An 11,693-nucleotide genomic window follows, 5' to 3' on the forward strand; every position below is an offset into this window, starting at 1 on the left:
CGGGCCCGGCAGGGGCCTCGGCCGCGCGCGGCGTTTTGCGCGCCGACGGGCTGCCGGCGCGAACGGGGGCGCGGCTCGGCGAGGCCGGCCGCGGATGCTTGGCTGTCAATTTGACGCGCATAAAATCTCACACTGCGATCGCACGCAGCAGCTCGGTTTCTAGCTGAATCTGCAGGCGGTTGTCGGAAAGGCCGCGCCCGTCGAGCAGGAACACGTCCTCGACGCGCTCGCCGAGCGTGTTGATCCGCGCCGCATGAACGCCGATCCGATGCTCCGCCAGCACGCGCGCGATCGAATAAAGAAGCCCCGGCCGGTCGTTGGCCGACACGGACAGGATGTAGTACTGCCCACGCTCGTCGGCTCGCAAGTCGACGCGCGGGGTAATCGGGAACGTTCGCGACAGCCTCGAGAGCCGACCCTTCGACGGCTCGGGCAATGGAGCATCGGAGGACAGGCGCGCGGCAAGCTGCTGCTCGACCAAGTTGGCAATGTCGCGGTACTGCACGTCGTCCTCGGCGTGCGCAACGATGAAATTATCGAGCGCGTAGCCGTGGCGGGTCGTATTGATGCGCGCATCGAGCACCGAAAGACCGTTGCGGTCGAAATAGGCGCAGATGCCGGCGAATAGATCGGAGCGGTCCGGCACGTAGACGAGCACTTGCAGCGCTTCGCCGATCGGCGACGGCCGCGCCCGGACGATCGGCGCGTCCGTGCGTACGTGCCGGTACAGCACACGCGTTTGCCACGCGATGTCGGCCGCGTCGTGGCGCAGGAAGTAGCCCACGTCGAGCTGGTCCCAAAGCGCGCGGTGCGCGTTCTCGGGCACCGTTTCGAGCCGCAACAAGGCTAGGGCTTCCTCCTGCCGCGTCTTGAGTTCGGAATGCTCGTCGGGACGCGCGCCGCCGAGCACGGCGAGCGTCATTCGGTACAAATCCTCGAGCAGCTTGCCCTTCCAGGTGTTCCATACCTTCGGGCTCGTGCCGCGAATGTCGGCCACGGTCAGCAAATAAAGCGCCGTGAGCCGCCGCTCGTCGCCGACGAGTTCCGCGAACTGCTTGATGACTTGCGGATCGCTCGTATCTTGCTTTTGCGCGACCTGGCTCATCGTCAAATGCTGGCGTACGAGCCAGACGACGAGCGCGGTGTCTTCGCTCGAGATGCCGTGATCGCGGCAGAAGCGCCGGGCATCGGCCATGCCGAGCGTCGAGTGGTCGCCGCCTCGACCCTTCGCGATATCGTGAAACAGCGCGGCGACATACAGCACCCATGGCCGCTCGAAGTTGGCCATCAATTGGCTGCAGAACGGGTATTCGTGCGCATGCTCGGCCAGCGCGAACCGGCGCAGGTTGCGCAGCACCATCAGGATGTGCTGATCGACCGTGTAGACGTGGTAGAGATCGTGCTGCATTTGCCCGACGATGCGCCGGAAATTCAGCAGATAGCGGCCGAGCACGCTAGTCTGATTCATGAGCCGCAGCGCATGCGTGATACCTTGCGGCTGCTTCAGGATCTCGATGAAGAGCCGGCGGTTCTCCGGATCGCGCCGCCAACGCGAATCCATGATGTCGCGCGCGTTGTATAGCGCCCGCAACGTGCGGGCGGAGAGGCCCTTGGTGCCGTGCGTCGTCTCGTAGAGCAAGAACGCCTCGAGGATCGCCGAAGGCGTGCGCTCGAACACGTCGTCGCTCGCGATTTCGATCATGCCTTGCTTCTCGACGAAACGCTCCGACATCACGCGCGTGATGCCGCTCGTGCGCGGGAACAATTGCGCTTCGATGTTTTGAATCAGGATCGTCGCAAGCTGCGTCACGGCTTTGGCGGCCCAGTAATAGCGGCGCATGAGTTGCTCGCTTGCTCGCCGCGCTTGCGTGGCGCTATACCCGAAGCTTTCGGCGGCGGCCGTTTGCAGATCGAAGACGAGCACGTCCTGGCGCCGTCCGGCAATCACGTGCAGCCGTGCGCGCAGCATCTTCAGAAACGCCTCGTTGCGGCGCAATTCCCGCGCTTCGCGCGCCGTAATCAGGCCGCGTTCGTCGAGCTCGCGCCAGCTTCGTCCGAAGCCGGCTGCACGGGCGATCCATAGGATGAGCTGCAAGTCGCGCAAGCCCCCCGGGCTTTCCTTCACGTTCGGCTCGAGGCTGTACGGCGTGTCTTGGAATTTCGCGTGGCGCTGGCGCATTTCGAGCACCTTGGCCTGAAAGAACGCCCGTGCGTCCAGCGTATCGTTGAAGCGGAGCACGAAATGCTCGAAGAGGGCGGTGCTTCCCGTGATGCGCCGGGCCTCGAGCAGAGAGGTGCGCACGGTGATGTCGTTGCCCGCCTCTTCGATACATTGCGCCGCCGTGCGCACGCTGCTGCCGATCTCGAGCCCGAGATCCCAAGCCATCCCGATGAAGCGCTCGATCCGCGCGTCGAGTTCAGGCGGGGCGTTATCGGGCAGCAGCACGAGGATATCGATGTCGGAGTAGGGCGCGAGTTCGCCGCGGCCATATCCGCCGACGGCCACGAGCGCGCTCGATGGCGGCAGCTCGCAGACGTCCCATGCGCGTCTGAGCGCGTCGTCCGTCGTGCGCGAAAGCGCTTGCATGAGCGCTTCGACGCGGCTTGCCGTTTTGAAGCGCGCGAGGAGATCGGCTTTCGCGGCGCGATAGTCGGCTTTGACCGAGGCTGGATCGGGGATGACGGCGGGGACGCTCATAGGCTGGCGAAAACGGCTCGAAACCGATTGATTCGTGAGTGGGTGGGCATGGTGGTCGGCCCGGCACGGCCAGGCGGCTCGCGCCGGCGGCGCGCTCGCCGGTCATGTCGGCGAGCGGCCGGCGGTGGCGGCATGCCGTCGCCGGCCGGCGGCGCTTGTACCGTTCGATCCTCGCCGCTTAGGCCGCGACGGCGATCGACGGTTTGGCCGGCGTGCCCGCCGACACGGTCAGCACGTCGTAGCCCGTGTCCGTCACGAGCACCGTGTGCTCCCACTGCGCGGACAGGCTCCGATCCTTCGTCTTGACGGTCCATTGGTCGGGCATCGTGCGAATTTCGCGCCGTCCCGCGTTGATCATCGGCTCGATCGTGAAGATCATGCCCTTTTGCAGTTCGAGCCCGGTGCCGGGGCGGCCGTAATGCAGAATTTGCGGGTCTTCGTGGAATACCGTGCCGATTCCGTGGCCGCAGTACTCGCGCACCACGCTGTAGCCGCTCGCCTCGGCGTGGCGCTGAATGGCGTGGCCGATATCGCCGAGCCGGGCGCCGGGGCGCACCTGTTCGATCCCGAGCCACATGCATTCGTAAGTGACTTGCGCGAGGCGTTTGGCGAGAATCGAGCCCTCGCCGGCAATGAACATGCGGCTCGTATCGCCGAAGTAGCCGTCCTTGATGACGGTGATGTCGATGTTCAGCGCATCGCCGTTCTTGATGATCTTATCGCCGGGAATGCCGTGACAGATCACGTCGTTCACCGAAATGCACGTGGCCTTCGGGTAGGGCGGATAGCCGGGCGGCTGATAATTGAGCGGCGCGGGAACCGTTCCCTGCACGTCGAGCATGTAGTTGTGACAAAGCCGGTCGAGTTCGGCCGTGGTGACGCCGGGCTTGACGAACGGGGTAATGTAATCGAGCACTTCGCTCGCGAGACGGCATGCGATACGCATTTTCGCGATGTCGTCTTCGTTTTTGATCGTAATAGCCATGGGTGACGGGCCTGAAAGCGGGATGTGCGGACGTGAATGCCGCGATTATCGCACCATATGAGCCCCGTGGCAGCGCGTCGCGTCGCGCTTCTCGCGCCGTTCGGGCCGGCGCCGATGGTGCGCCGCAGCGGCAAACGTTCGCCGACGTTCCCCCCGAGGTTCGCCCGAGGTTCGCTCGAGTGGTAGCGCGGCTTGAGGGAGCTCACCCAAGCGTGGTATACTTTCGGGCTAGTCGTTGAAGTACCCAGGAAGTACCCACTCGCAAGCCGGCGCACCCAGGGTGCCGAGCCGCGGTTCGTTGCCACGTTTTCAGCGTGGGCGGGCGCGGCCGGTACGGCAGCCGGCTTAAGACCCAACCCTCGCGGAGAATTACATGGCAGTCACCATGCGTCAAATGCTGGAAGCCGGCGTGCACTTCGGTCACCAAACGCGCTTCTGGAACCCGAAGATGGCCCCCTTCATTTTCGGCCATCGCAACAAGATTCACATCATCAACCTCGAAAAGACGCTGCCGATGTACAACGACGCGCTGAAGTACGCGCGTCAACTGGCGGCCAATCGCGGCACGATCCTGTTCGTCGGCACGAAGCGTCAATCGCGCGACACGATCGCCCAAGAGGCGCAGCGCGCCGGCATGCCGTACGTCAACGCGCGTTGGCTCGGCGGCATGCTGACGAACTTCAAGACGCTGAAGGTATCGATCAAGCGTCTGAAGGATATGGAAGCGGCGGTCGAGGCGGGTGAGCTCGAGAAGATGAGCAAGAAGGAAGCGCTGCTGTTCGAACGCGAAATCGCCAAGCTGCAAAAGTCGATCGGCGGCGTGAAGGACATGGGCGGCATTCCGGACGCGATCTTCGTTGTCGACGTCGGCTACCACAAGATCGCCGTGACCGAGGCGAACAAGCTCGGCGTGCCGGTCATCGCCGTGGTCGACACGAACCACTCGCCGGAAGGCATCGATTACGTGATCCCGGGCAACGACGACGCCAGCAAGGCTGTGGCGCTGTACGCCGAAGGCGTGGCCGATGCGATCCTCGAAGGCCGTGCCAACGCGGTCAATGAAGTCGTGCAAGCCGCGCGCGGCGCCGACGGCGACGAGTTCGTCGAGGTGGGCGGGGAGCAGTAAAGCAACCCCGTCGCCGGCAAAAAAGGGGGCTCTCGATAGGCCCCCTTTTTTTAAGTGCTGGCGAAACGTGTGGCGCAATCGATGCGCCGCGAACGAATGCCTGCCGTTTGCATCGAATGCGAGCGGCGTGTGAAAGACAGACTCAAGGAGCGAATGATGGCGGCAATTACCGCAAGCATGGTGGCTGAACTGCGCGCGAAGACCGACGCGCCGATGATGGAATGCAAGAAGGCGCTGACGGAAGCCGACGGCGACATGGGTCGCGCCGAAGAGCTGCTGCGCGTGAAGCTCGGCAACAAGGCCAGCAAGGCAGCCTCGCGCGTCACGGCCGAAGGCGTCATCGCGTCGTTCATCGGCGCCAACGCCGGCGCGCTCGTCGAACTGAACTGCGAAACCGATTTCGTCGCGAAGAACGACGATTTCAATGCGTTCGCCAAGCAAGTGGCCGAACTCATCGTGTCGCAAAACCCGGCCGACGTGGCCGCGCTGTCGGCTCTGCCGCTGAACGGCGAGACGGTCGACGCGGTGCGTCTCGCGCTCGTCGGCAAGATCGGCGAAAACCTCTCGATCCGCCGTTTCGCCCGTTTCGAAACGTCGAACAAGCTGGCTGCGTACCTGCACGGCACGCGCATCGGCGTGCTCGTCGAATTCACGGGCGCCGACGAGCAAGTCGGTAAGGACGTCGCGATGCACGTGGCGGCCATGAAGCCGGTTTCGCTGTCGTCGGACGACGTGCCGGCCGAGCTGATCGCCAAGGAACGCAGCATCGCCGAACAAAAGGCGGCCGAATCGGGCAAGCCGGCCGAAATCGTCGCGAAGATGGTCGAAGGCAGCGTGCAGAAGTACCTGAAGGAAGTCTCGCTCCTGAACCAGACGTTCGTGAAGAACGACAAGCAGACGATCGAGCAAATGCTGAAGGCGGCCGGTGCGTCGGTGCAAAAGTTCGCGCTCTTCGTGGTGGGCGAAGGCATCGAAAAGCGTCAAGACGACTTCGCGGCCGAAGTGGCTGCGCAAGTTGCCGCGGCCAAGCAGCAGTAAGTTCGCCGTTGCCGTACCCGTGGCGGGCGCCATGCCCGCCGCGGCAGGTTCGCTCGGCGAACCGATCGGGGTTAACCCGAGCCGCCGTCAGATTCCCTTATGACGGCGGTCGAGCTTGCCCCGCACTATGTTTCACCCCTACAGTTCCACATTGTCGTGATCTCTTCGGCGCGATCGGATACCGCTATGCCCACAGCCTACAAACGCGTTCTTCTCAAACTCTCCGGCGAAGCTCTGATGGGCGACGATTCGTTCGGCATTAATCGCGGAACGATCGAACGCATGGTGGCCGATGTTGCCGAAGTCGTCCGGCTCGGCACCCAGTTGGCTGTCGTGATCGGCGGCGGCAATATCTTCCGCGGTGTGGCGGGCGGCGCGGCGGGCATGGATCGCGCGACGGCCGACTACATGGGCATGCTGGCCACGATGATGAACGCGCTGGCTTTGCAAGACGCGATGCGCCACGCCGGTATCGAGGCGCGCGTGCAATCGGCGCTGCGGATGGATCAGGTCGTCGAGCCGTACATCCGCCCGCGCGCGATTCGTCAGCTCGAAGAGGGCAAGGTCGTGATTTTCGCGGCCGGCACCGGCAACCCGTTCTTTACGACCGATACGGCCGCCGCGCTGCGCGGCTCCGAGGTCGGGGCGGAGGTCGTGCTCAAGGCGACCAAGGTCGACGGCGTATACTCCGCGGATCCGAAGAAAGATCCGTCCGCGACGCGCTATTCGACGATCAGCTTCGATGAAGCGATCGGCCGCAATCTGCAGGTGATGGACGCGACGGCATTTGCGCTGTGCCGCGACCAAAAGCTGCCGATCCGCGTGTTCTCGATCGTCAAGCCCGGCGCGCTCAAGCGGATCGTACAAGGTGAGGACGAGGGCACTCTCGTCCACGTGTAAACTCCCGTAAGAGAAGCGGGGCGTGTTTTGCCCGAGGCGCCGCCACGGCGCCGCGCGGGCGAAGCCGCACAACGATGAAGTTTTGGAGGTCTAAATGAGCGTAGCAGAGGTCAAGAAGAGCGCCGATCAGAAAATGCAGCGTTCGATCGAAGCGTTCAAGAACGATTTGGCGAAAATCCGCACGGGTCGCGCGCACACGGGTTTGCTCGACCATATCCAGGTCGATTACTACGGTTCGAACGTGCCCATCTCGCAAGTCGCCAATCTGACGCTCATCGACGCGCGTACGATCGGCGTGCAGCCGTGGGAAAAGAAGATGGTCGCCGTCGTCGAAAAGGCGATCCGCGAATCGGATCTGGGTCTGAACCCCGCCACGCAAGGCGATTTGATCCGCGTGCCGATGCCCGCCTTGACCGAGGAGCGCCGTCGCGAACTGACGAAGGTCGTCAAGAGCGAGGGCGAAACGGCGAAGGTGGCCGTGCGCAATCTGCGTCGTGACGCGAACGAACAGCTCAAGAAGCTCGTCAAAGACAAAGAGATTTCGGAAGACGATGAGCGTCGCGCCGGCGATGACGTGCAAAAGCTGACCGATAAATACGTCGCCGAGATCGATAAGCTCGTCCAATCGAAAGAAGCCGAGATCATGACCGTCTGAGGCTTCGCAGTCTCGACGTGTCCTTCATTTTTTTGCAGTTTGAGTCTCGGCGGCCATGACCTATACCAGCTCTACCGTTCGCGTGCCCGATGTCGCTGCTGTACCGCGGCATATCGCGATCATCATGGACGGCAACGGCCGTTGGGCCACGCAGCGCCGCTTGCCGCGCGTGGCCGGTCACACGCGCGGGGTTGAAGCCGTGCGTACGGCCGTCGAAGCTTGCGCTCGCGCCGGCGTCGAATACCTGACGCTATTCGCGTTCAGCTCGGAGAACTGGCGCCGCCCCGTGGACGAAGTGTCGTTCTTGATGCGCTTGTTCGTCACCGCGCTCGAGCGCGAAGTCGGCAAACTGCACGCCAACGGAATTCGTTTGCGCGTGGTCGGCGATTTGTCGCTGTTCGATACGCGCGTGCAGGATCTGATCCGCCGGGCCGAAACGAAGACCGCGCGCAACACGCGTTTGACGTTGACGATCGCGGCCAACTACGGCGGCCGTTGGGACATTCTGCAAGCTGCTCGTAAGCTGGCCGAGCAGTCGGCCAGCGCGGGGCAGGCGGTGCCGATCGACGAAGCCAGCTTCGCCGAGCACCTCGCGCTCTCCTATGCGCCCGAGCCCGATCTGTTCATCCGCACGGGCGGCGAGACGCGCATCAGCAACTTCCTGCTGTGGCAGCTCGCCTATACCGAGCTCTACTTCACCGACGCATACTGGCCCGATTTCGACGCGAAGACGCTATCCGATGCGATCGCATCGTACGCGCGCAGGGAGCGCCGCTTCGGGCGCACCAGCGCCCAACTCGAGCCTCAATCGCAAGACGCCGATTCCCTTCCATGCTGAAAACCCGCGTCATCACCGCCGTGGTGCTGCTGGCGGTGCTGCTGCCGGTCACGCTGTTCGCACCGGTTGCCGCCTTCGGCGCACTGATCGCGGTTGCGCTCGTTGCGGGCGCCTGGGAGTGGGCTCGCCTGCTCAAACTGCCGGGGGGTGCCCCGTTCGGCTATGCACTGGCTGCCGCCCTGGCGTTGGCCGCTAGCACGCGCCTAGGCTTGGGCGCCCATGCGGCGCGACCGCTGCTCGAGGCTGCCGCCGTATTTTGGGTGCTCGCCGGTCCCTATGTGTTGATTCGCCGGCCTACGCTCGCGCACGGCGCCTGGCGGCTATTTCTCGCCGTCGCGGGTCTCGTCGTCCTCGTCGCCTGCTGGCACGCGCTCGTCGCCGCCCGTATTCTTGGCGTATCGTTCGTGTTGTCCGTTCTGCTAGTCGTTTGGCTGGCCGATATCGGCGCATACTTTGCCGGCAAGGCGTTCGGCAAACATAAGCTCGCACCCGCGATCAGCCCGGGCAAGACCTGGGAAGGGGCGATCGGCGGCTGGCTCGCCGTCATGGTCGTGGCGTTGGCCGTATGGCCGTCGCATGCGTTCGCGCCCACGCTCGTTTCGGCGTTGGGCGAGCGCATCGGCACGGCGCGCACGCTGCTCGTGCTGACGGTGCTGGTGGCATTTAGCATCGTCGGCGATCTATTCGAATCGATGCTCAAGCGTCAGGCGGGCGTGAAGGATTCCAGCGCGCTGTTGCCTGGGCACGGCGGGGTGCTGGACCGAATCGACGCACTTCTGCCGGTGCTGCCGCTGGCGATGCTGCTCGTTGGCTAAGCGCTAAGGATTTTAGATATGAAAAAATGTCTGACACTGCTCGGCTCCACGGGCTCGATCGGCGACAGTACGCTCGACGTCGTCGCGCGTCACCCCGATCGCTTCTCCGTTTATGCGCTGACCGCGCATCGCAACGGCGAGAAGCTCGTCGCGCAATGCTTGCGCTTCTCGCCCGAAGTGGCGGTGGTCGGCGATGCCGAGACCGCGGCCAGCGTTCAGGCGCAGTTGAAGGCCGCCGGCTCTAAGACCCAAGTCGCATATGGACGCGATGCGCTCGTGCAGGTGGCGCAAAGCGAGCAGTGCGACACCGTCGTCGCCGCGATCGTCGGTGCGGCCGGCCTCGCGCCCACCCTGGCGGCGGCGCGCGCGGGCAAGCGTATCTTATTGGCCAATAAAGAAGCGCTCGTCATGTCGGGCGCGATCTTCATGGATGCGGTGCGCGACCACGGCGCGACGCTGCTGCCCGTTGACAGCGAGCACAACGCGATCTTCCAATGTCTGCCGCGCGACGCGGCCGAACACGGCGGCGTCACCAAAATCATTTTGACTGCCTCGGGTGGTCCGTTCCGTACCCGTGAGCCCGCCACGCTCGCCGCCGTCACGCCCGACGAAGCGTGCAAACATCCGAATTGGGTGATGGGCCGCAAGATCTCGGTCGATTCGGCGACGATGATGAACAAGGGGCTCGAAGTCATCGAAGCGCATTGGCTCTTCGGCCTCGCGGGCGACCGGATCGAGGTTTTGATCCATCCGCAAAGCGTCATCCATTCGCTTGTCTCGTACGCCGACGGCTCGGTCCTCGCGCAACTGGGCAATCCCGATATGCGCACGCCGATCGCGCATGCGCTCGCGTTCCCCGAGCGCGTCGATTCGGGCGTCGGGCAGCTCGACCTCGCCCAAATCGCCATGCTGCAATTCGAGAAGCCCGACTACGAGCGTTTCCCGTGTCTGGCGCTGGCGATGCAGGCGCTGGCCGCGGGCGGCGTCGCGAGCGCGGCGTTGAACGCGGCGAACGAGATCGCGGTCGAGGCGTTCCTCGAGCGCCGGATCGGCTTCATGGATATCGCGCGCACGGTCGATACGGTCCTCGATCGCTTGTCGAACAGTACGCCGAGCGGGCTCGACGACGTCCTCGCCGCCGATGCCGATGCACGCCGCGCGGCGAACGAGTTCATCGCCGGGCGCGCGTTCGTCGCGCCGGCGGCACATCGCGCCGGCACCGTCGATCGCGCGGTGCAGTGAGCGTTCGATGAACCTGCTGATCGAAGTCGTCGCATTCGCCGTAGCGATCGGCGTGCTCGTGGTGGTCCACGAGTATGGCCACTACAGCGTGGCGCGGCTTTGCGGCGTCAAGGTGCTGCGTTTTTCGATCGGTTTCGGACGGCCGCTCGTCAGTTGGGTCGGACGCAAGACCGGCACGGAGTGGACGATTTCGGCGTTGCCGCTCGGCGGCTACGTCAAGATGCTCGACGAGCGCGATCCCGGTCCCGGCATCGCGCCTTCCGATCTGCCGTACGCATTCAACCGTCAGCACGTGGCCAAGCGGATCGCCATCGTATTGGCGGGCCCGCTGGCCAACTTCGTGCTGGCCATCGCGCTGTTTTCGATCGTGTTCGCCACGGGCGTGACCGAGCCCGTCGCGACGCTCGCCACCCCGCCGGCGGGTAGCGTGGCGGCCCGCGCGGGCTTCGAGGGCGGGGAAACGGTCGTCGCGATCGGCGACGAGCACGGCGCCGAGGTCGAGGCGGTGCGCTCGTGGTCGGATCTACGCTGGAAATTGCTCGATGCCGCGTTCGATCATCGCCGCATCGTGCTGCAAGCGCGTGACGGCCGCGGCACATACGACTTCCAAGTCGACCTGCGCCATGTGCGCGGAAATGATCTGGACGACGATTTCCTGACGAAGCTCGGCTTCGATGAGGGCGGGACGCTCACGGTCGCCGCCGTCGAGGCGGGCAGCGCCGCGCAGCGCGCCGGGCTGCAAGCGGGCGACACGTTGCGCACGGCCGGCGGGGCGCCGATCGACGGCGCGCAGGCGTTCATCGCCTATGTCAAGGCGCGGGCGGGCCGCCCGATCGCGCTCGGCATCGAGCGGGGCACCCCCGCGCAACCGCTGACGGTGACCGTCGTGCCCGATGCGCGCGAGGATGCGCAAACGGGCGCGGCCTCCGGCCGCATCGGCGCCGCGCTCGAGACGCACGTGCAAACCGCGCGTGTCCGTTACAGCCTGGCCGAAAGCGTCGCGCGCAGCGCGCGGCGCACCTGGGACATCGCCGTATACTCCGTGCGCATGTTCGGACGCATGCTGACGGGCCAGGCGTCGCTCAAGAATTTGTCGGGTCCCGTGACGATCGCCGACTATGCGGGAAAGAGCGCGCAACTCGGCTGGGCGCCGTTTTTTTCGTTTCTCTCGCTGGTCAGCATCAGCCTCGGCGTGTTGAACTTATTGCCAATTCCGGTATTGGACGGGGGGCATCTGTTATATTATTTGGTTGAAGCCGCAACCGGCAAAGCCGTGTCGGAACGCTGGCAGCTCGTTTTGCAAAGGGCGGGTCTCGTGTGCATCGTCGTGTTGTCGGCGATCGCGCTCTTCAACGATCTGGCTCGTTTAATCCATTTCTAAAGTGTTCGGCGGTAC

Annotated in this window: 10 protein-coding genes; 8 read left to right on the plus strand and 2 right to left on the minus strand. The window is 64.5% G+C overall.

Features of this window, described 5'->3' with window-relative positions:
- Positions 1–127: 127 nt before the first annotated feature.
- Entirely contained in the window at positions 128–2,698 is a 2,571-nt protein-coding gene (locus tag DXT59_RS13005) for a [protein-PII] uridylyltransferase (protein WP_116137308.1), read from the minus strand.
- A 178-nt stretch (positions 2,699–2,876) separates the two neighbouring features.
- Entirely contained in the window at positions 2,877–3,683 is an 807-nt protein-coding gene (gene map / locus DXT59_RS13010) for a type I methionyl aminopeptidase (RefSeq protein ID WP_116137309.1), read from the minus strand.
- A gap of 373 nt (positions 3,684–4,056) precedes the next feature.
- On the opposite strand from map, the gene rpsB reads away from it, so the two are divergent.
- The 8 genes from rpsB to rseP all read left to right on the plus strand — a co-directional run bounded on the left by rpsB (position 4,057) and on the right by rseP (position 11,678).
- Entirely contained in the window at positions 4,057–4,809 is a 753-nt protein-coding gene (gene rpsB / locus DXT59_RS13020) for a 30S ribosomal protein S2 (RefSeq protein ID WP_116137310.1), read from the plus strand.
- Positions 4,810–4,965: 156 nt separating this feature from the next.
- Positions 4,966–5,847, plus strand: a complete 882-nt coding sequence (gene tsf / locus DXT59_RS13025; protein WP_116137337.1) for a translation elongation factor Ts — start codon at positions 4,966–4,968, stop codon at positions 5,845–5,847.
- 186 nt (positions 5,848–6,033) lie between these two features.
- Positions 6,034–6,747 carry a UMP kinase gene (gene pyrH / locus DXT59_RS13030; RefSeq protein ID WP_116137311.1) on the plus strand — a complete coding sequence of 238 codons (714 nt, stop codon included), beginning with the start codon at positions 6,034–6,036 and terminating at the stop codon, positions 6,745–6,747.
- 94 nt (positions 6,748–6,841) lie between these two features.
- Entirely contained in the window at positions 6,842–7,402 is a 561-nt protein-coding gene (gene frr, locus DXT59_RS13035) for a ribosome recycling factor (RefSeq protein ID WP_116137312.1), read from the plus strand.
- Between the two features lie 55 nt (positions 7,403–7,457).
- Complete coding sequence (uppS, locus tag DXT59_RS13040; protein WP_116137313.1) at positions 7,458–8,240, plus strand: polyprenyl diphosphate synthase; 783 nt, start codon at positions 7,458–7,460, stop codon at positions 8,238–8,240.
- Entirely contained in the window at positions 8,234–9,055 is an 822-nt protein-coding gene (locus DXT59_RS13045) for a phosphatidate cytidylyltransferase (protein WP_116137314.1), read from the plus strand. Before uppS ends, DXT59_RS13045 begins: the two co-directional genes overlap by 7 nt.
- Before the next feature lie 18 nt (positions 9,056–9,073).
- Positions 9,074–10,297, plus strand: coding sequence for a 1-deoxy-D-xylulose-5-phosphate reductoisomerase (locus tag DXT59_RS13050; RefSeq protein ID WP_116137315.1), 1,224 nt, complete (start codon positions 9,074–9,076; stop codon positions 10,295–10,297).
- Positions 10,298–10,304: 7 nt separating this feature from the next.
- Positions 10,305–11,678: an RIP metalloprotease RseP gene (gene rseP, locus DXT59_RS13055; protein ID WP_116137338.1), complete on the plus strand. Its 1,374-nt coding sequence runs from the start codon at positions 10,305–10,307 to the stop codon at positions 11,676–11,678.
- Positions 11,679–11,693: the final 15 nt, after the last annotated feature.

The organism is Trinickia diaoshuihuensis (assembly GCF_003390925.1).
Classification (GTDB): Bacteria; Pseudomonadota; Gammaproteobacteria; order Burkholderiales; family Burkholderiaceae; genus Trinickia; species Trinickia diaoshuihuensis.

What these genes read in the sequence shown, in the direction of transcription:
- pyrH (WP_116137311.1), top strand. Translation starts at nt 6,034, where the DNA reads ATGCCCACAGCCTACAAACGCGTTCTTCTCAAACTCTCCGGCGAAGCT.
- frr (WP_116137312.1), top strand. Translation starts at nt 6,842, where the DNA reads ATGAGCGTAGCAGAGGTCAAGAAGAGCGCCGATCAGAAAATGCAGCGT.
- DXT59_RS13050 (WP_116137315.1), top strand. Translation starts at nt 9,074, where the DNA reads ATGAAAAAATGTCTGACACTGCTCGGCTCCACGGGCTCGATCGGCGAC.
- DXT59_RS13005 (WP_116137308.1), bottom strand. Translation starts at nt 2,698, where the DNA reads ATGAGCGTCCCCGCCGTCATCCCCGATCCAGCCTCGGTCAAAGCCGAC.
- uppS (WP_116137313.1), top strand. Translation starts at nt 7,458, where the DNA reads ATGACCTATACCAGCTCTACCGTTCGCGTGCCCGATGTCGCTGCTGTA.
- tsf (WP_116137337.1), top strand. Translation starts at nt 4,966, where the DNA reads ATGGCGGCAATTACCGCAAGCATGGTGGCTGAACTGCGCGCGAAGACC.
- map (WP_116137309.1), bottom strand. Translation starts at nt 3,683, where the DNA reads ATGGCTATTACGATCAAAAACGAAGACGACATCGCGAAAATGCGTATC.
- rpsB (WP_116137310.1), top strand. Translation starts at nt 4,057, where the DNA reads ATGGCAGTCACCATGCGTCAAATGCTGGAAGCCGGCGTGCACTTCGGT.
- rseP (WP_116137338.1), top strand. Translation starts at nt 10,305, where the DNA reads ATGAACCTGCTGATCGAAGTCGTCGCATTCGCCGTAGCGATCGGCGTG.
- DXT59_RS13045 (WP_116137314.1), top strand. Translation starts at nt 8,234, where the DNA reads ATGCTGAAAACCCGCGTCATCACCGCCGTGGTGCTGCTGGCGGTGCTG.